Here is a 19670-nt window from a genome sequence, read left to right as displayed (position 1 = left end):
CAGTGAATCGATTGCAGCGGCGAACGCCCTGAGCTTAGAGCGAAGGGCCGGGCAACGGTGCGGCAACCGCTGCCCATCTCTACCCGCTAAATCTCACACATCCGTAACGTCATCGCCGGACGAGTCGTCGGTTGAATCGTCGCCGTCGTAATCGGCCTGCTGCAGGTTGGCGTCGTTGTCATCGCCTGTGTTGTCGGAGGCCTGGCGGGCGTCATCATTGCCGTAATAGTTGTTGATGACGGTTTCCTCGGTCGGTGCGCTGGCATTGCCGAGTGGATTGGCGCCGAAGGGCGAACCCAAGCCGAGCGCGGCCATGTGGTTGCCGAAGATGCCGCTCAGCGAATTGGCAAGCAGCATGCCGCCGGCCACGCCCGCTGCCGTGCCGAGCGCGCCGCGCAGGAAGCTGCCGCCGGCCGACGGCGCATCGGCCTGCTGGCTCCAGGGGCCGGTCGGCTGCTGCTGCGTCTGGCGGGCATTGCCGTCGCCGCGGGGATCGTCATAGCCGCGGGACTGCTGGCCCCAGGGGCCAGGATTGGAGGAGCCAGGATTGGAGGGGCCAGGATTCGAGGGAACTGGGGCCGGCTGCTGCGTCTGGGTATTGCCGAAGATCGAGCTCAGGAAGCCGCCGCCCTGTTCGGCCTGGTGGTGTTCACTCGCGCCGGCTTCCAGCTGGCGGACATGCTCTTCGAGTTCCTTGATATGATTGGCGGCCGCCTCCAGCCCCTTTTCCTGAACGATGACGGCCTGGGCCAGATAATAGGTGGCGGAGGGCTGTTCGCGCGTCGCCTGGTCGATCAGCACTTCGGCCTCGCGGTCGCGCGGTGTGGCCGCGGCGCTGCGTACGCGGTCGAAGAGGGCGGTCAGCAATTGGCGTTCTTCGGGTGACATTGTCCTGCCTCCTAATGATCTAGAGCGCCGCGCGTCCGATAGGACGCGCTAAGGACGCTCTATCAATTTAAAGCTGCGCATAATCCTTTCCGACAATCGATTCGATTGTCGGGGTTATGCGCTGGCGGCGTTTGCCGCGTGAAACTGAGGTAGGAACCGATTTAGGCTTTTCAAAGCCTTTCGCCGTTACAATTCAGTAAGGCTTGCAGAACGGCGTGCGGCTTCTTAAGGATATCTCCATCGCTTCGATGCCTTGTGTTTTTCCCGCATTGTTTTAGGCATTGAGTCGCACTATGTGCGAGGAACCCGAATTCATCTCCAAGAGGTTCGAATGAACGACGAAGACCAGGACGACAAGACGAAGGAACTGCCGCTCGGCAAGGAAACGGAGGCGAATCTTTTCAAGTCGCGTTCGATCTTCATCTACGGACCGATCAATCAGGAATTGGCGCAGAAGGTCTGCTCGCAGCTCGTGGCGCTTGCCGCGGCGAGCGACGAGGACATTCGCATCTATGTCAATTCGCCCGGCGGCCACGTCGAATCCGGCGATTCCATCCATGACATGATCAAGTTCATCAAGCCGAAGGTCTGGATGATCGGCACCGGTTGGGTTGCCTCGGCCGGCGCGCTGATCTATGTCGCCACTCCGAAGGAGCGGCGCCTGTGCCTGCCGAACACGCGCTTCCTGCTGCATCAGCCCTCCGGCGGCACGCGCGGCATGGCATCCGACATCGAAATCCAGGCGCGTGAAATCATCAAGATGAACGAGCGCCTGAACAGGATCATGGCGGAGGCCACCGGCCAGCCGCTCGACAAAATCGACAAGGATACGGATCGCGACTATTGGCTTTCAGCCGAAGAGGCGAAGGAGTATGGCCTCGTTTCACGGATCGTGACGTCGCAAGCCGAGATCTAAGTTTTCTCAGCCAAAGCTGCCAAGAACCCGCCCTTGCCTGCCGATCGCAGGTGAGGGCGTTCTGTTTTCGGATAGTGCTGAACGGAGATGATCTTCCAGCGGCAAGGTCCGAACGGAAAGCAATGAATCCGGACTTGCGCCTGGGACAACCATCATGCTCCATGCGCCATTCGCGCAGCTCGAGTCCCGCCATGCTCAAAGATTTTTCCGTCCAAGCCCTGTTCATGGGGCTGCTGACCGCCTTCGTCGGTTCCGCCAGTTCCTTCGCCGTTGTGCTGCACGGCTTGCAGGCGGTCGGCGCCACGGATGTACAGGCGGCTTCCGGGCTGATGGCATTGTCGATTTCCATGGGCGTCTGCGCGATCGTGTTGAGTGCGGTGACCCGATTGCCGGTCAGCATCGCCTGGTCGACGCCGGGCGCCGCGCTGCTGGCGAGCACCGGGACGATCGAGGGCGGCTTCAATGCGGCGGTCGGGGCATTCCTGATCTGTGCTGCGCTGATTATCGTTGCGGGACTGTTCAAGCCGCTCGGGCGAGCGGTTGCCGCCATTCCGGCACCACTCGCCAATGCGATGCTCGCCGGCGTGCTGATCGGCCTCTGCTTCGCGCCGGTGAAGGCGATCGGATTCAATCCGCTGTTCGGCCTGCCGATCGTCGTCGCCTGGATCGTTGTCGGCGCCTTCAAGCGGCTTTGGGCGGTGCCGGCAGCACTCGCGGCTTTCGTGCTGGTGCTCGTCTTCGGCGTCGATATCCCTGACGGTGCGCTAGTCTCGCTGGAACGATCATTGGTGCCGACGGCGGAGATCGTCCGGCCGGTGTTTAATCTTGCCGGCCTCATCTCGATCGCGTTGCCGCTCTTCATCGTCACCATGGCCTCGCAGAACATTCCGGGTATCGCGGTGCTGAAGGTCAATCACTACGATCCAAAGCCCGGTCCGCTCTTTGCCGTCACCGGCTTCTTCTCGCTGCTCTCGGCGCCGTTCGGCGGCCACGCGGTCAATCTGGCGGCCATCACCGCGGCGATGTGCGCCGGACAGGATGCCCATGCCGATCCGAAGCGGCGCTATTGGGCGTCACTGATCGCCGGCGTCGGTTATATCATCCTCGGGCTGCTCGCCGGCACGGTGACGGCCTTCGTCGCGCTCGCGCCTCCGATCCTGATCGAGGCGGTGGCGGGGCTGGCGCTGGTCGGCGCCTTCTCGTCCTCGGCGATGTCGGCCTTCCAGGCGCCGGCCTCGCGCGAGGCGGCGGCAATCACCTTCCTCGTCACCGCCTCCGGCGTTTCCTTCGGCGGTATTTCCGGCGCCTTCTGGGGCCTGATCGCTGGTGGGCTGATGCTCGCGCTGTCGCGGCTGGTAAAGATTTGGAAAGACCGGGCTCAGTCGAGGTAACGGAAGGTCGTTGTGCTCTCCAAATGCCGGATCCTGGCGCTTTCAGGCAACTCCGCCGGCAATAGGCTGGCAATTCGTCGACCGTTGGCGACGACCAAAAGCGGGCAAGGACTTGCCAGCGTCACCGCCCGAGGTTATAAGCGCGGTCATGAAGACCACTGGCGCCAGAATTTCTGACACGATTGCACGCGGCCGCATCGCCTTGCGTGACGTCTCGCGCGCCCTGACCTCGCTTCTTCTCCTCGGCCTTACGCGCGGTTGCCGGGTCCTTTGAGGAGCGCCCGGCGGCCGAAAGCCCGCCCGGCCATCGCTCCTCGCGACTCACTTTCAAAATTGACCTAACGACCGACAAGGTCCGCATTTGTTTATCGCCAAGCCCGACGTGATCGGCTAAGAGCGGGCAAATGCCGGGACGAGGAGACGATACGATGGACGCGAAGACGCAATCCCCCCGAGATAAGATGGCCTCCAAGAGCGAGATCAGCTCCGCAAAAGGCATGCCCGACGCCGCGGTGAAATACCGGGCCTATCCGCAGGTGAACATTCCCGACCGCACATGGCCGACGAAGGCCATTACCAAGGCACCGGTCTGGTGCTCGGTCGACCTGCGCGACGGCAACCAGGCGCTCGTCGACCCGATGGGCCACGATCGCAAGGCGCGCATGTTCCATTTGCTGATCGAGATGGGCTTCAAGGAAATCGAGATCGGTTTCCCCTCGGCTTCGCAGACCGATTTCGACTTTGCCCGCTGGTGCGTGGAGGAGGGCAATGTTCCCGACGACGTCTCCCTGCAGGTATTGGTGCAGTGCCGCCCGGAACTCATCACCCGCACCTTCGAAGCGCTGGAAGGCGCAAACCGGCCGATCGTGCACTTCTACAACTCCACCAGTGAGTTGCAGCGCCGCGTCGTCTTCGCCAAGGACGTGCAGGGCATCAAGCAGATCGCCGTCGATGCCGCCAAGATGATCACCGATATGGCCACGAAGGCCGGCGGCGGTTACCGTTTCGAATATTCCCCGGAAAGCTTTACCGGCACCGAACTCGATGTGGCGCTGGAGATCTGCAATGCCGTCATCGAGGTCGTCAAGCCGACGCCCGATAACAAGCTGATCATCAACCTGCCGTCCACCGTCGAGATGGCGACGCCGAACGTCTATGCCGACCAGATCGAATGGATGTGCCGCAACCTCGACAATCGCGAGAACCTGATCGTTTCGCTGCATCCGCATAACGACCGTGGCACCGGCATTGCCGCTGCCGAACTGGCACTGCTGGCAGGTGCCGACCGTGTCGAAGGCACGCTGTTCGGCAATGGCGAGCGCACCGGCAATGTCGACATGGTGACGATGGCGCTGAACATGTTCACGCAAGGCGTCGATCCCGAGATCGATTGCTCGAATATCGAGCGCATCAAGGAAGTGTTCGAATATTCGAACCAGATGGCGATCGGCGAGCGTCATCCTTACGTCGGCGAACTGGTCTATACGGCCTTCTCCGGCTCGCATCAGGATGCGATCAACAAGGGTATGAAGGCAGCACAGGTCGCCAACCATCCCGTGTGGGAGGTCCCGTACCTGCCGATCGATCCGCGCGATGTCGGTCGTTCCTACGAGGCGATCATCCGCATCAACTCTCAGTCCGGCAAGGGCGGCATCGCCTATATCCTGCAGCAGGATTACGGGCTGAACCTGCCGCGCAACCTGCAGGTGGAATTCCGCGAGGATATCCAGCGCATCACCGACGTAGAGGGCAAGGAGCTTCCGTCCCGGCGCATCTACGACCGCTTCATCGAGCGCTACGTGACGCAGCCGGAAGGGCGCCTGCGCTTCGTCGACCATCACACCTATCCCGACACTGAGCACAAGGGCCAGCGGATCGTCGCAGCCGAGATTACCGACAATGGCGAGATTAAGCGCATCGAAGGGCGCGGTAACGGTCCGATCGACGGCTTCATCAATGCGCTGTCGCATTATCTCGGCATCGAGATGTCGGTCGAGGACTATTCCGAGCATTCGCTCCAGCATGGCTCGAACGCGGCGGCGATCTCCTATGTCGAGACCTCCTATCCCGGCGGCAAACTCTTCGGCGCCGGCATCAATACCAACATCGTCGCGGCATCGCTGGAAGCGATCGTCTCGGCCGCCAACCGCGTGCTCGACGTGAAGGCCGGCAAGGCCTGATCGGAGGTCTCGATCGGATAGGTTTCAGGCCGCGATCGCATCGGTGCGGCGCGGCCTGACGATGCAGTGGCAATATCGCCGGCTTCGTTGCGCGCCTCTGCGTGGCGCTGGCCCCATTGGCAGAGCGCCAGCAGCACCGGTTCGAGACCGAGGCCGACTTCAGTCGCACTGTATTCGACGCGGGCGGGGACTTCGGCGAAGACTTGGCGGGCGACCAGCCCGTGCTGCTCCATCTCGCGCAGCTGCTGGATCAGCACCTTCTGGGTAATGGCGGGCATCATCCGCTTCAGCTCCGAAAGACGCTTCGGGCCGGAGAAGGCGTAATAGAGGATGATGGGTTTCCAGCGCCCCGAGATCACCTTCAGCGCACGCTCGACCGGTAGCTCGGGGAGTCTTTTCATCGGCTCAGCCATGGTCACCTCCTGGTGGGTATGGCACTAAAGAGTGTGTATTTTTATCTGATATTCTATTGCTAAACCTGCCCCACGCCAATCAGACGTGAGGTGCATCTGCCATGAAAGCCGTCCAATTCACTCGCTTCGGTTCGCCCGATGTTCTCGATGTCGTAGAACTGCCGGTCCCCGAGCCGAGGCCGGGTGAGGTTCTCGTCCGCGTCCATTCGGCGGGTGTGAACTTCTTCGAGGTGTTGATGCGGGCCGACCGTTACGCCGTAACGCCCGACCTGCCGATGTTTCCCGGTGTCGAGGTCGCGGGTACGATCGAGCGAGCAGGGCCTGGTGCCGACCGCTCGCTCATCGGCATGCGGGTTGCCATTCCTCTCTTTGCGATCGGGCGCGGTTCGGGCGGCTATGCCGAATTCGTCGCGGTCGACGGCGGGGCGGTGGTGCAGCTGCCGGATGCGGTTTCGTTCGAGGCGGCTGCCGGGCTGATGGTGCAGGGGCTGACAGCGTTGCATCTGCTGCGCCGCAGTCCCGCGAAAGGCAAGAATGTTCTCGTGAGTGCTGCAGCGGGCGGTGTCGGGTCGCTGCTTGTGCAGCTCGCGAGACGTGACGGGGCGAAGATGGTGATCGCGGCGGCGAGCAGTGACGAGAAGAGGGCGCTTTCCCTGTCGCTCGGCGCCGATCATGCGGTCGATTATACGGCGCCTGGCTGGCAGGAGGACGTCAAGAGCCTGACCGGAGGGCTCGGCGCGGATATCATCTATGAAACCGTCGGCGGCGTGTTTTCAAGGGCGGCACTCGATGCGCTGCCGCCTTGCGGCGAGCTGGTGCTGGCGGCGATGGGGCGATTCGGGCTTGAGGCGGCCGATGTCGAGCACATGCTTGATGACAATCAGTCAATCAAGGGATTTTCGCTGTTGCCGCTGCTGACGCCTCACGGGGTGCTGGAGGATCTTGCCGCGCTCTTCGAGCTTGCCGCGGCGGGCGCCCTGACGGTTATCGATGGCGGTCGTTTCCCACTGCATCAAGCGGCGGAAGCCCACCGCGCCATCGAAGGGCGGCGGGCAGTCGGCAAGGTGGTGCTGGTGCCTTAAATCAAAGAAGGCGATGCACGATGTCGTGCGATACCGCTCGGCATCATGCTCCGCCAATCAGATCGCGGTAGCGATCTCCATGGCAAGCTGGCCGAGCGTTGCTTCGGCGGAGGGGCCGGCAAGCACATAGGATGTGCCGGCATTGTGCCAGGTCACGAGGCCGATCTCGTCCTTGATCGTTTCCTTGAAGTCGTCGGTCTCGGGCGGCTGCGCGTCCTTGCGGAAACAGATGGAGATAACGTCGCCGTCGGCGTTGGAATAAACGAGCTGCCCGACAGGGCGGCTGTCGCCGAGAATGACACGCGCGCCCTGGAAGGTCCAGGCTTCGGCGCTGAGATTAGGCACGCGGAAGGGCACGCCGATCGCGGTCGTCAGCCAGCTGGAGATTTCCTCGGCCTGCGAGGCGGGCACTTCGACGAGATGGCGGGGCTGGCGGATTAGCAGGCGCTGATAGGCGGTGACGTCGCCCAGCCAGTCGTTGGTATTGGTCGGTGCCGCACTGGTGGTGGCCATGGTGGCGATCTCGTCGGCATCGGGGCCTGCGCCGACGAAATAGCCGATACCGCAACCGACGACGAAGAGGATGAGGGCGGCGGCCAGCGCCTGCGGGCCGCTCGGCGCCAGTTTCACCTGCGGACGCGTGGCGCGCTGGACGATCGGCGTTTTCGGCGGCTGCGTGCTCTTGATCGAGCGGACGAGGGCGAGCGGTACAGGCTCTTTCAGAATATCGTCGAGGCGGCGGCGGCCGAAATCAGCCCCGTGGCGCAGCTTCTCATGCAGCCGGCGTGCATTCTCGTCGCTTGCCAGACGCTGCTCCAGTTCGTGCCGCTGTTCGGGCGAGACTTCGCCGTCGAGAAGGGCGGTAAGCTGGGCTTCGAGCGGCAATTTCCTAAGATCGAGCAAATTCAGAACCTGTGGATCGGGTGGGTGCCGGCAAGCCCGGCAAAATGCAGCCTCGCGGTCGCGAGCTGCGAGACGACGTTTGCCACTGGAATGCCCATGATGTCGGCCGCCTGCTGGTAGCTGTGGCCTTCGACGTCGACCAGCAGGAACATGCTGGAAACGCCATCCGGCATATCGGAAATCATGTGATGAATGGTGTCGGGATCGACCGCGGCCGAGCGTTCGCGCGCGGCCTCGCGAATATCGGTGACGTTGCCGCGGACGGAAGCTTTCGGCTTGCGCTTGCGGTTGTCGTCGGTCCATTGCTGGCGGGCAAGCGTGTAGATCCAGCTTTCCAGCCGGCCTTCGCCGTTCCATTGATGACCTTTGGAGACGGCGCGCTGACAGACGGCCTGAACGAGTTCATCGGCCACGGCAACCTCGCCCGCGAGCGTGATCGCGAAGCGGCGAAGGCGGGGCAGGAGGCCGACGAGATCACGCCGGAGATCGATGGTCGTTGCGGGCTGACGCATTGTCTATCCAAGAAGCATTCACAATGGTTTCGCGGACGAAGGGTTCGCCGTCGGGCGCGAAACCGACTTTATCGACGCCGTCGATGCATACGCTTTATGAAACAAGTCTCCTGCACTTCGCAAGCATCCGGTCGTCTTCATCCCTCTTTCCCAAGGGATTTTCGTATTGTGGCGTGCAAAGCTTGCGTCAATATGTCTTGTAGCCGTTCAAGCTTTGCAGCAGGGAGCGATAGGCCCAAGTGCCTTCGCCGCCGCGATCACGGATTTCGACAAGCTGGACGCGAGCACCCTGGATGTCTCCCTGTTCCACCAGCGCCATGCCCATATAGGAGCGGGCGAGGATATAATTCTCATCCGCCTGCAGCGCCTTGCGGTAGTAGAACATGCCGAGCTCCATGCGCCCGGCCTTGCGGTTGGCGTAGCCGAGATAATTGAGGACGCGCGGGTCGTTCTGGTTGCGAGCGAGATTGAGCATGGTGATGGCGTTGTCATACTGGCCGGCATAGGCAAACTCGCGGGCGAACTGATAGAGATCGTCGTCGTTGAAGCTGCTCTTCTTCGGGTTGACACATTCCTTCTTGGCCTTGTCCCAGACCTTGCCGCCGGTGCAGGTCTTGGTCGTCTGGGTCTTCGGCGGCGGATTGGTGTCATCGTTGCTGTCGCCGGCCGCGGAAGCGGCCGTGGCGATGCCGAAGGCAAAGCCGGCGGCGAGCGAAAGTCTGGACAGGTGGCGGAAAGAAAAAGTCATCGGCGCGCTCCGTTCTCAGGCAATGCAGTTGCTCGGATTGTACGCTTACCACTAAAAATACCAAGAGGGTAAGCAACCTCTGTGGCAAATGCTGCGACGGTGGACTGATGTCCTCGCGGATCGATTCAAGTGCTGCACAAAAAGAGTCTGGAACCAGCGCTAAGGCGCGAAAATATCGGCGCTTTCCGGCATCACCGCGTCGCCGGCCCTGTTGAGGCTGAAGCGCTCGCCGCTGAGCTCCCAGGCACCGGGAGAGCCATCAATGGAGAAGAGGTTGTAGGCAGCGGGCGGCTTGATGCTGCCCGGTCCCTGCGAGGCAGAGGCGATACCGACGACTGGCACCGGCTGCATCTGGCCGCGCAGCCAATTTAGCGTGTTCAGGTGCGTATGTCCGTGCAGCACGAGTTCGGCGCCGCCCGTCGAAATCACGGCGGCGAAGCGGCGGATGCCGATCATCCGTTTGTAGAAGGCCGTGGCGCCGCGGATCGGCGGGTGGTGGATCATGACGACGCGGAAGAGACCGGCTTCGCCAGCCGCACGCAGTATGTTGACGGTATCGCGGGCCTGTCGCGCGCCGAAAAAGCCAGAGGCGGCGAAGGGAGGGGTGGCGACCGCCGTCGAACAGCCGACAATCGCGACTTTGCCGCGAACTCGGAGATAGGGAAAGATATGGCGGTCGTCCTGCCATTGCGGTGGAGCGAGATCGCCGCGGACATAATCGTACCAGGCACGCATCGACTTCTCGTAGGAGCCGGGCACATAGGCGTCGTGATTGCCGGGAACGACCGACGTGTCTGCGGGATCGCCGAGCGCGCGCAGCCAGGCGGCGGCCGAGCGGATCTCGATGCCGCTCGCCAGATTGACGAGGTCGCCGGTGACGGCCAGGTGATCGGCCTGATGGGCGCGGATGTCGTCGAGCAGCAGATCCAGCGTGCTGCCGAAAAGGTGCTTGCGTCGATTTCGATGCCAGTTCACAAAGCCTGTTATGCGTTTTGAAAACAGCTCTTGAATGGAAAGACTGGGCAACGGCCCGAGGTGGACGTCGGAAATATGCGCGAGCTTGAACATGCTACGAGACATAGACCAGCTTATTGACAAATCAAACACATCCGGCGCGATGAAGAGCCGAAACGGAACGATCGTGGATAAAGAGAAGCGGCCCCCTCACATCCGGCTGGCCTTGCGCCTCCTGCATGTCTATTTTTCCTTTGCCCGCGGCATGACCATGGGTGTTAGGGCGGCCTGCTTCGATGCGGACGGTCGGATTTTCCTCGTGCGCCACAGCTATATCGGCGGCTGGCACATGCCGGGCGGCGGGCTGGAGCGCAACGAGACGGTCGAGGAAGCGCTCGTCAAGGAATTGCGCGAGGAGGGCAACCTCAGGATCATCGGCAAGCCGCAGCTGTTCCACGTCTATTTCAATACCACGACCACAAAACGCGACCATGTCGTCTTCTACCGTGCGACCGTCGAGCAGACGGCGCCGCGTCCGCCGGACTGGGAGATATCCGACAGCGGCTTCTTTTCCCTAGACAGCCTGCCCGAGGGCACGACTGATGCCACCCATCGCCGTCTTGCCGAGCTTCGGGGCGAGCAGGGGCCCGACCATCGCTGGTAAGTTCAGGCCGCGGCAAGCCCGCTGCACAATTTACTCTTAAATCGGAATCGATTTTAAGAGTAAATTAAGCAGCAATTTAAAGTTCTACAGCGTCCTTTGCGCGTCTAAAAAGACGCGCTGCGCTGTAGCGCGGCCATGCGGGCTGTCGAGATCGAGGGCCGGGCCGACGGGGACGATGCCGGTCGGGTTGATCGTCTTGTGGCTGCGGTAATAGTGCTGCTTGATATGTGTCAGATTCACCGTCTCGGCAACGCCAGGCATCTGGTAGAGATCGCGGAGGTAGCCTGGCAGGTTGCGGTAATCCGCGATGCGGCGGATGTTGCATTTGAAGTGGCCGACATAGACGGGGTCGAAACGCACCAGCGTGGTGAACAGGCGCCAGTCGGCCTCGGTCTGCCTGCTGCCGAAGAGATAGCGGTTTTTGCCGAGACGTTCATCGAGCATCTCGAGCGTTTCGAACAGCTTGGCCACATTTTCCGCATAGGCTTCCTGGGTGGTGGCAAAGCCTGCCTTGTAGACGCCGTTGTTGACTGTGTCGTAGACGGTGGCGTTCAGCGCATCGATTTCGGAGCGAAGGTCCTCGGGATAGAAATCGGCTGTCGAGCCGGTCAGCCCGTCGAAGGCACCGTTGAACATGCGGATGATCTCGGCGGATTCGTTGTTGACGATCGTGCCGGTCTTCTTGTCCCAGAGCACGGGAACGGTGACGCGGCCGGAATAGTGCGGATCAGCCTTGACATAGACCTGCCAAAGCGCGGACGCGCCGAAGAGGTGGTCGCCGGTGGCGCCGTCGCCGACCTTGAACTCCCAGCCGTTCTCGAGCATCAGTGGATCGACGACGGAAACCGAGATCAGCTCTTCGAGCTTCTTCAGCTTGCGGAAGATCAGCGTGCGGTGCGCCCAGGGGCAGGCGAGCGAGACATAGAGATGGTAACGCCCGGCCTCGGCCTTGAAGCCGCCGCTGCCGGAAGGGCCGGCCCCGCCGTCGGGTGTCACCCAGTTGCGGAACTGCGAGGGCTGCCGCTTGAAATGGCCCTTGCTCTCCTTCGTGTCGTACCAGGCGTCGTGCCAGACGCCGTCCACCAACATTCCCATGATCTTCATTCCCTTGATTGCGTGTTGGAGCGGAAGATATCGCAGATGGCAGGGCTTTACAGGCGGCAAAGATTGAACAGTGCGTCACATCGTTCGGGCACCGCATAATTCAGTGTTGCAGCGTCCTTTGTAGCTCTCGAAAAGATGCGCAGCGCTGTGGTCGTGCATTTTGCGTTGGACGACGGAAATTTTTCCTGCTATCGGGCTTTTCACGATTTTCGGACCCCTGCCCTGATGTTCATTTCCAGAAACCCGCGACGACGCTGATGCTCCCGAACGCCCAAGGCGTGTTCGAGACCCATCAATCTGTCCATCCGGTTTCTGTCATCATGTACAAGCACGATCTCGTCTACCTCACTGAAGACGCGTCTCATGACGCCGCCATCGAACACATCAACGAAGAAGCCTTCGGTCCCGGCCGCTTCACGCGCGCTGCCGCGCGCATCCGTGAGCAGGGGCCTCATGATCTGTCGCTTTCCTTCATCTGTACCGATAATGGTGAGACGATCGCCTCCGTGCGCATGACGCCGGTGCTGGCCGGCACGGTGAAGGGACATCTGCTCGGCCCGCTCGCCGTCCGCCCCTCCCACAAGAACAAGGGCATCGGCCGGGAACTGGTGCGGATTGCGGTGGAGGCGGCAAGACGCAAGGGCTCGGAAGCCGTCATCCTCGTCGGCGATCCACCCTATTACGGCCCGCTCGGCTTCGAGAAGGTTGCCTATAACGCGCTGTCTTTTCCAGGCCCGGTCGATCCCGGCCGTGTACTCGTCGTTCCGATCGCCGAGGGCGTACACGTGCGGCTGAAGGGCACGATCGCCTGGCGCGAATGATCTTGCAACCGCCCGCTATAGGCTTTTCCGGAGGAAGCTATGCGTGCGGCTTCCGGGTCACTTTGCAGTCGGTATCGCGGATGAGGACGGCGAGCGGGCCGCGATCCGAAGGCCGACATCGCTGGTGTTGAAGGCTGAGAGCGCATCGGGGATCACCGCCAGTTCCTCCGGCGAGGGCGAGGCGGTGATCTCGAATTCCGGCATGAGATTAGCGCCCTTCGCGCCACCACATGGCGCCGAAGGCGAGCAGCAGGATGCCGACGCCGGCGAAACCGGCAAAGAGCGGCAGCGTGTTAATGCCCTTCAAGACTGTCTCATTGGTCATGCGGATCATCATGCGATCGTTGTCGGAGACGCGGACCTGGCCGCGCACCGGCAGGATCGGCGGCACGGAGATCGCGCCATTTGCATTGGAGACGCGGGCGACGAGACCCTTGCTTCTGTCTGCGACCGGCTGCAGTACATCGGTCGTCGAGATCATCGCCTTGAATTCCGGTGCGTCGACGGCGCCGATATGGACAAGCGTCGACAGCCTGCCGTTGCGGATTTCGAAGAGACCGATTTCGTCCATCCTCTTCTCGGCCTTGTAGAGCCCCGGTTCGGACTGGGTGAGCGGCAGGGTTTCGGTCTTGCCGGAGGGATAACGCACGGTGGCATTGCCGGGATTGTCGCCGATCGTCTGGCGGGTGACTTCAAGGGTCCGGCCGGAGGCGCGCGCCGTCAGCGCTTCTTCCTCGAGCGCCGGCTCCTTCATCAGCCAATGGGCGATACGGCGATAGAGCGAAACATTCGGACCGCCGCCTTCGAAGCCGCGCGCCCAGAGCCAGCCCTGATCGGAAAGCAGCATGGCGACGCGGCCCTGGCCGGCGCGGTTCAGCACCAGCAGCGGGTGGTTGTCGGCGCCGAGCATGATGGTCTCGCCCTGCGGCCGGTCGACATCGACGCTACGGAACCAGCGGCCCCAATGCGGCGGATCCTCGCCCGAACCGTCCAGACCGCGCGTGACGGGATGTTTGCGGCCTTCCTCGGAGAGGCGGGGATAGAAGGCCTTCTCGATCATCTCTCCGGTGGGCGTTGCCGGCAGGACCGTGGAAAGCGGCGTCAGCGCAATCGAATCTGGGCCGGCATGCTCGGGACCGGCGGCGATCAACAGCGCGCCGCCATTGTCGACATATTGCGCGATGTAATCGTAATAGAGCAGCGGCAGCACGCCGCGGTGCTGGTAGCGGTCGAAGATGATCAGGTCGAAATCCTTGATCTTGTCGACGAAGAGCTCCCGCGTCGGGAAGGCGATCAGCGACAGCTCGTTGATCGGCGTGCCGTCCTGCTTTTCCGGCGGACGCAGGATGGTGAAATGGACGAGATCGACCGAGGCATCGGATTTCAGCAGATTGCGCCAGGCGCGCTCGCCGGCATGCGGCTCGCCGGAGACGAGCAGGACGCGGAGATTCTGGCGGATGCCGTCGATGACATGGACGGCGCGGTTGTTGGCGGTGGTGACTTCGCCAGGAAGTGCTGCGACCGAGAATTCGAGTACATTGCTGCCGCCACCCGGCACCTTGAAGGAGAAGGGCGTATCCTGCCCAGGCGTCGCCTGCAGGGTGGCGATCTCGTCACCATTCAGCTTAACCGTGACATCGGCCGTGCCGCCGGGGCTCGGGCCGTCGTCGAAGACGCGCAAGATTACCTGCTGCTCCTCGTTGACGATGCCGAAGCGCGGCCCCTTGATGACCTCGATGCGGCGATCGAATTCGTTGGCCTTGCCGGTGACGAGGCCATGGATCGGCGCGTCGAAACCGAGCGCCTGATTGGCGCCCGGTACATCATGGACTTCACCGTCGGTCAGCATGATGGCGCCGCCGATGCGGGCGGGCGGGACATCGGCAATGTTGGCCGACAGCGCGTCGAACAGGCGCGTCGACGGCACGTCGGAATTGACGTCGCCTTCGACATCGACGAAGCGGGGCTCTATCTGGGGGAAGCGGCCGAGCTGTCCCTTCAAGGCCGCAAGCGCATCGTCGGTCATCTTGACGCGATCGGGCGTCTGCTGGCTCTGGCTTCGGTCGACAAGAACGGGAACGATCGTCGACAACTGATCCCGATCTTCCTGCAGCAGCACAGGATTGGCAAGCGCGGTCAGCATGGCGAGTGCTGCCAGCGTTCTGATCCAGGCGCCGCGAATGCCGCGCAAGATCGCGAAGACGGCGATAACAGCGCTGACGACAGCCAATGCAGCCAGAACCGACCAGGGCAGGAAGGGCGAAAAGTCGAATGTCATCTCATTGTCCTAACCGTTCGAGGAGGTCGGGAACATGGACCTGGTCGGTCTTGTAGTTGCCGGTCAGCATGTACATCATGATGTTGACGCCGGAACGGTAGGCATATTCGCGCTGGGTTTCATCCGACGGCACGGTCGGCAGTATCGGTACGCCGTTGTCGTCGATCGCCCAGGCGCCGGCGAAATCATTGCCGGTGATCAGGATCGGCGAAACGCCGTCGGCCGTCGCCGCCGATTTTTCGCTCGGCCCCTGACCGCCTTGCCGGGCCTCGATCCAGAGAGGGCTGCCGGCATAACGACCGGGAAAGCTCGATAGGAGATAGAAGGATTTCGTCAGCACGTGATCGGACGGTACCGGCTCGAGCGCCGGAATGTCCAGATTGGCGAGGATTGCCTGCAGCCTCTCACCGTTGGCGCTGACATTGCCGCCATTGTCCAATGCGCTGATCTGATCGCGCGTATCGAAAAGCACGGTGCCGCCATTGCGCATATAGGCATCGATACGGCTGATCGCCGCCGACGACGGCATGGGCGCTGTTGCCGAAACCGGCCAGTAGATGATCGGATAGAAGGAGAGCTCGTCCTTGGTGAGGTCGATGCCGACGGGCGGTGCCGGCTCCAGCGTCGTGCGAAAGGTCAGGAACTGGGTCAGTCCCTCGAGACCGCGATCGGATATATTGTCCACATCCTGTTCGCCGGTGACGACATAGGCGAGGTGCGTGTTATCGAGCCTCTGCAGGATGAGGTCGTCGCCGGGCTTGGAGTCGTCGGCGTGAAGCGTGCCTGGTTGCATTAGGAAGCCGGCGCCGACGGCGACCGCGATCATCGCTGCAGTGCGGACAGCCGGGCGCAATCGCGAGAATGCACCATTCATGAAGAGGACGATCAGGCTATCGGCCAAGAGCAGCAGAAAGGCTGCAAGAAAGAGGGCGGGTTTTGCCGACCAGCTTTCGCCGCCGATCAGGCCTTCGCGCATGGCATTGGTCCCTGTTGTGTCGATCGGCTTCAGTTCGGCGTTCTCGGGCAGCACGTTGAGGGAGGTGAAACCATCCTCCGAACCGTAGAGCCCGGGAGGGTTGTCGAAATTTGCCGTCGGTTCGACTCCGGCCTGTGGAATGAGCGGTCGCGCCGAACCCGTCTCGGAGACGAGCGTGCCCTTGGCCGTCAGCATGCGGAATGGCGGCAGAGTTTCGGAGACACGCGCATTGCCGCGCGCCTCCGACGTCACGCCGCCCGAGCGCGATATCTGCAGGAGGTGACGCAGCATGTCGACGAAAGTGCCGGAGATCGGCAGATCGGACCAGGTTGCTTCCGCGGTGACGTGAAACAGGACGATCTGGCCGGAGGCGAGCTGCTTCATCGTCACGAGCGGCGTGCCGTCAGCCAGGCTTGCCCAGGTGCGTTCGGCAAGATCAGGCGTCGGTTCGGCAAGCACCTGCCGCTTGACGACGACATCGGCGGGACGCGCTATGCCGGCGAAAGGCCCGATACTCGGAAATTCGGCAAGCGACTGCGGCTCGCTCCAGGACAAGGTGCCGCCCAGCGCCCGTTCTCCCTGACGCAGGATGACAGGGATCAGCGGATCGTCCGCAGGGGCTGCCGCCATGCGCGGGCCGGCAAAACGCAGGAGCATTCCGCCATTCGATATCCAGCGCGTCAAAGGCTCGTAGCTCTCCTCCGGCAGCCGGCCGATATCGGCCATGATGATGATGGAGGGATTGCTGGCGAGAAGTTTTGGTATTGCGACCGAAAGATCGGAATCGGCAGGTTGGATTAGATCCGCATAGGGTTGCAGCGCCCGCTGGATATAATAAAGCGGCGAGAGCAGCGGCTGGAATTCGTCCCCTCCTTCACCTGACAGCAAGACGACGCGGCGGCGCTTGAATGCGTCGTCGAGAAGGTGGACGGCGCCTGCCGTCGCGCCATTGTCGACGCTGACGCGCGCGAAATCGTTGCGCATCTCGAAGGGGGCGCTGATCGAACTCGTCGCGACGCTCTGGCCGGGGCGGAAATCCGCCCTGCCATTGGCGATCGAGCGGCCCTGGGTATCGACGGCGTTCAGCGCTACCGATGCGGCCTGCGCACTGTTGAGCCGCGTGACCTTGACGGTCATGGCATCCGCCGCATTGTTGGCCGCCGTGATCGCGACTGTCCGCGCGGCATCGCCCTCGATCAGGCGCAGATCGGCGGGTTGGAGTTCGGCGAGCCTGCGCACCGTCGCGTCGTCGGGCTTGGCGGCGGCGCCGTCGGTCAGGAAGGCGAGGGTGCCGGGCTTGATGCCGTTCAGCGCGGCGCGCAGCGCCTGGAAGGCGCGTTCGCGGTCCGGCACAAGCGGTCGTGGCTCGGCGGCGCGCAGCTTGTCGCGGGCGGCAGCGGCGGTGCCGGGCACGGCGTCGTTGGTCGGATCGGCGGTGAAGGCGATCGACACAGGCGTGCCGGCGGATTCGGCGTCGTCTATCAATGCGTCGGCGGTCTGGATGCGGCGCTCCCAGTCGGGTGCCGTCGCCCAGCTGTTGTCGACGAAGAGGACGAGCGGGCCACCTAATGCGAGCGAACTGGTGCGTGGATTGAAAACCGGATCGGCGATCGCAAGGATGATGGCGGCAGCGAGCAGCATGCGCAGAAGCGTCAGCCACCACGGGCTTTGCGCCGGCGTCTCCTCGCGCTTCAGCACGGAGGCGAGAATTTTCAGCGGTGGAAAGACTTCGGTCTTCGGACGTGGCGGCGTCAGCCGCAGCAGCCACCAGATGACGGGCAAGGCAAGGAGCGCGCCGAGAATGGCGGGATAGGCGAAAGCGAAGGGAAGGGCGTTCATAGCTGCCCTCCATGGGTTGCCTTGGCCGGCATGCCGGACAGATACATGTGCACAGCGACCAGCGCCTCCGATGCAAGGTGATCGGTGCGGTGGCTCGCGAAGGTCCAGCCGAGATGGCGCAGCGACTGGCCGAGGCTGTCTCTGCGGGCGAGATAGGCGGTGCGATAGGCCTCGCGGATATGTTCGGCGCGGCCGGAGATAAGCTTGGCGCCGCTCTCGGGATCGGTGAATTCGGTGCGGCCGCTATAGGGGAATATCTCTTCAGCGGGATCTGATATCTCGACCACGTGGCCGCGCAGGCCGCGGCGGGCAAGCGGGCCGAGCCGTTCCATGATTGCCGGCGCATCATCGAGGAAATCGCCGATAAGGACGAGGTCGCTCCAGCCACGGATCATCGCCGTTTCCGGCAGGCCGCCGGTCAGCGGCGTGTGCATGAGAGCGGCTGCGAGGCGTTCGGCGGCGTTACGGGCGGAGGCGGGCTCCATGATGCCGGGGCAGCCGATGCGCTCGCCGGAGCGGGCGAGGATTTCGGCAAGCGCCAGCATGATGACCAGCGCGCGGCTTTCCTTGGAGACGCTGCCATAGCTCGACTTGTACATCATCGAGGGCGACATGTCGCACCAGAGCCAGATCGTATGCGCTGCCTCCCATTCGCGCTCGCGCACATAGGTATGGTCGTCGCGGGCGGAGCGGCGCCAATCGATGCGCGACAGGCTCTCGCCCTCGGCATAGGGACGGAACTGCCAGAAATTCTCGCCGATGCCGCGCTTGCGGCGGCCATGCCAGCCGGCGATCACCGTATTGGCGATGCGCTTGGCTTCCACCAGGCAGTCCGGCACCAGGGCGGCCCGCTGCCTGGCGCGGGAAAGGGCATCGCTGCCTGACGTCGGGTTGACGATCTGTCCGATAGATGCCACGCGTCCGGCTTCCTTATCCCTTTGCCTGCTTGACCAGTCCGGCGATGACGTCACGCACCGACATGCCTTCGGCGCGGGCGGCGAAAGTCAGCGCCATGCGGTGCTGGAGAATGGGTTCGGCGAGCGCGAAGATATCGTCCAGAGACGGGGCGAGACGGCCTTCGTAGAGCGCGCGGGCACGCGCGCAGAGCATCATCGACTGGCCGGCGCGCGGGCCGGGGCCCCAGGCGACATTCTTGTCGGTCGAGGCATTGCCCTGTCCTGGGCGGGCGGAACGCACCAGCGCCAGGATGGCATCGACGACCGTGTCGCTCACCGGCATCTGGCGCACCAGGGTCTGGATCTCGAGCAGCCGCTGCGCATCGATGATGGCTTCCGGCCGGGTTTCGCCCAGGCCCGTCGTCTCAAGCAGGATCTGGCGCTCGGCGGCGAGTTCAGGGTAGTTGACGTCGACCTGCAGCAGGAAGCGGTCGAGCTGGGCTTCGGGCAGGGGGTAGGTGCCTTCCTGCTCGAGCGGGTTCTGGGTGGCAAGCACATGGAAGGGCGCCGGCAGGTCATAACGCTGGCCGGCGATCGTGATATGGTATTCCTGCATGGATTGCAGAAGTGCCGACTGGGTACGCGGCGAGGCACGGTTGATCTCGTCGGCCATCAGGAGCTGGGCGAAGACCGGGCCCTTGACGAAACGGAAGGAGCGGCGTCCACTGTCGTCCTGGTCCATCACCTCGGAGCCGAGAATATCCGAGGGCATCAGATCCGGCGTGAACTGGATGCGGTTGGCGGCAAGGCCGAGCACCTCGCCGAGCGTCGTCACCAGTCGGGTCTTGGCAAGGCCGGGAACGCCGACGAGCAGGGCATGACCGCCTGACAGCACGGCGAGAATGGTGTTCTCGACGACGCTTTCCTGACCGAAGATCACTTTCGAGACTTCCCCGCGGATGGCGGCGATATCGGAGAGCGCCTTTTCGGCGGCGGCGACGATCGCCTTTTCATCGAGGCTGGCTTCGGTCTTCATCATACCCATGCGTATCTCCAACGGCTGAAATCATTCGGCAGCGAATCGGCGGACTTATACATGTGCCTC

General features: G+C 62.8%; 16 protein-coding genes and 2 pseudogenes. 6 read left to right on the top strand and 12 right to left on the bottom strand.

The window, feature by feature from the left end; translation table 11 throughout:
• Positions 1 to 93: 93 nt before the first annotated feature.
• Positions 94 to 888 (bottom strand): DUF2076 domain-containing protein, encoded by a 795-nt coding sequence (locus tag GFM02_RS23030; protein ID WP_168322902.1) that lies wholly within the window; start codon positions 886 to 888, stop codon positions 94 to 96.
• Between the two features lie 331 nt (positions 889 to 1219).
• On the opposite strand from GFM02_RS23030, the gene GFM02_RS23025 reads away from it, so the two are divergent.
• The 3 genes from GFM02_RS23025 to leuA all read left to right on the top strand — a co-directional run bounded on the left by GFM02_RS23025 (position 1220) and on the right by leuA (position 5375).
• Positions 1220 to 1804, top strand: a complete 585-nt coding sequence (locus tag GFM02_RS23025; RefSeq protein ID WP_077978929.1) for an ATP-dependent Clp protease proteolytic subunit — start codon at positions 1220 to 1222, stop codon at positions 1802 to 1804.
• A 161-nt stretch (positions 1805 to 1965) separates the two neighbouring features.
• Entirely contained in the window at positions 1966 to 3195 is a 1230-nt protein-coding gene (locus GFM02_RS23020; protein WP_168322901.1) for a benzoate/H(+) symporter BenE family transporter, read from the top strand.
• 428 nt (positions 3196 to 3623) lie between these two features.
• Positions 3624 to 5375 (top strand): 2-isopropylmalate synthase, encoded by a 1752-nt coding sequence (leuA, locus tag GFM02_RS23015; protein WP_168322900.1) that lies wholly within the window; start codon positions 3624 to 3626, stop codon positions 5373 to 5375.
• A 24-nt stretch (positions 5376 to 5399) separates the two neighbouring features.
• Here the strand turns inward: leuA and GFM02_RS23010 are convergent.
• Positions 5400 to 5884, bottom strand: a pseudogene (locus GFM02_RS23010) (winged helix-turn-helix transcriptional regulator).
• A 5-nt stretch (positions 5885 to 5889) separates the two neighbouring features.
• On the opposite strand from GFM02_RS23010, the gene GFM02_RS23005 reads away from it, so the two are divergent.
• Positions 5890 to 6870, top strand: coding sequence for a quinone oxidoreductase family protein (locus GFM02_RS23005; protein WP_168322899.1), 981 nt, complete (start codon positions 5890 to 5892; stop codon positions 6868 to 6870).
• 57 nt (positions 6871 to 6927) lie between these two features.
• Here GFM02_RS23005 and GFM02_RS23000 read toward each other — a convergent pair whose 3' ends face one another.
• The 4 genes from GFM02_RS23000 to GFM02_RS22985 form a co-directional block, all read right to left on the bottom strand.
• On the bottom strand, positions 6928 to 7773 hold the full coding sequence (locus tag GFM02_RS23000) for an anti-sigma factor family protein (RefSeq protein WP_168322898.1): 846 nt from the start codon (positions 7771 to 7773) through the stop codon (positions 6928 to 6930).
• Positions 7774 to 7775: 2 nt separating this feature from the next.
• Positions 7776 to 8285, bottom strand: coding sequence for an RNA polymerase sigma factor (locus tag GFM02_RS22995; protein ID WP_168322897.1), 510 nt, complete (start codon positions 8283 to 8285; stop codon positions 7776 to 7778).
• Positions 8286 to 8472: 187 nt separating this feature from the next.
• Positions 8473 to 9033, bottom strand: a complete 561-nt coding sequence (locus tag GFM02_RS22990; protein WP_168322896.1) for a tetratricopeptide repeat protein — start codon at positions 9031 to 9033, stop codon at positions 8473 to 8475.
• Positions 9034 to 9192: 159 nt separating this feature from the next.
• Complete coding sequence (locus GFM02_RS22985; RefSeq protein ID WP_168322926.1) at positions 9193 to 10101, bottom strand: metallophosphoesterase family protein; 909 nt, start codon at positions 10099 to 10101, stop codon at positions 9193 to 9195.
• Between the two features lie 49 nt (positions 10102 to 10150).
• Here GFM02_RS22985 and GFM02_RS22980 point away from each other — a divergent pair, with 49 nt between their 5' ends.
• Positions 10151 to 10651, top strand: coding sequence for an NUDIX domain-containing protein (locus GFM02_RS22980; protein WP_168322895.1), 501 nt, complete (start codon positions 10151 to 10153; stop codon positions 10649 to 10651).
• Between the two features lie 84 nt (positions 10652 to 10735).
• Here the strand turns inward: GFM02_RS22980 and GFM02_RS22975 are convergent, their stop codons facing one another.
• Positions 10736 to 11746: a glutathione S-transferase family protein gene (locus GFM02_RS22975; RefSeq protein ID WP_168322894.1), complete on the bottom strand. Its 1011-nt coding sequence runs from the start codon at positions 11744 to 11746 to the stop codon at positions 10736 to 10738.
• 266 nt (positions 11747 to 12012) lie between these two features.
• On the opposite strand from GFM02_RS22975, the gene GFM02_RS22970 reads away from it, so the two are divergent.
• Positions 12013 to 12576 carry a GNAT family N-acetyltransferase gene (locus GFM02_RS22970; protein ID WP_168270700.1) on the top strand — a complete coding sequence of 188 codons (564 nt, stop codon included), beginning with the start codon at positions 12013 to 12015 and terminating at the stop codon, positions 12574 to 12576.
• A 55-nt stretch (positions 12577 to 12631) separates the two neighbouring features.
• On the opposite strand, the pseudogene GFM02_RS22965 reads toward GFM02_RS22970, so the two are convergent.
• From GFM02_RS22965 to GFM02_RS22945, 5 genes and pseudogenes are all read right to left on the bottom strand, one after another.
• Positions 12632 to 12780, bottom strand: a pseudogene (locus GFM02_RS22965) (GNAT family N-acetyltransferase); the annotation flags it as partial.
• 4 nt (positions 12781 to 12784) lie between these two features.
• Positions 12785 to 14854 (bottom strand): hypothetical protein, encoded by a 2070-nt coding sequence (locus GFM02_RS22960; protein ID WP_168322893.1) that lies wholly within the window; start codon positions 14852 to 14854, stop codon positions 12785 to 12787.
• Between the two features lies 1 nt (position 14855).
• A complete protein-coding gene (locus GFM02_RS22955; RefSeq protein WP_168322892.1) occupies positions 14856 to 17669 on the bottom strand; it encodes a DUF4159 domain-containing protein in 2814 nt (937 codons plus the stop codon).
• Positions 17666 to 18586, bottom strand: coding sequence for a DUF58 domain-containing protein (locus GFM02_RS22950; protein ID WP_065280837.1), 921 nt, complete (start codon positions 18584 to 18586; stop codon positions 17666 to 17668). The genes GFM02_RS22955 and GFM02_RS22950 overlap by 4 nt, the downstream gene beginning before the upstream one ends.
• 13 nt (positions 18587 to 18599) lie before the next feature.
• Positions 18600 to 19610 carry an AAA family ATPase gene (locus GFM02_RS22945; RefSeq protein ID WP_131664584.1) on the bottom strand — a complete coding sequence of 337 codons (1011 nt, stop codon included), beginning with the start codon at positions 19608 to 19610 and terminating at the stop codon, positions 18600 to 18602.
• Positions 19611 to 19670 lie beyond the last annotated feature (60 nt).

Source organism: Rhizobium leguminosarum bv. viciae (assembly GCF_012276115.1).
In the GTDB taxonomy this organism is placed as follows: Bacteria; Pseudomonadota; Alphaproteobacteria; order Rhizobiales; family Rhizobiaceae; genus Rhizobium; species Rhizobium leguminosarum_T.
The sequence above is the reverse complement of the archived record's forward strand: the minus strand, read 5'-3'. Positions and strand labels throughout refer to the sequence as shown.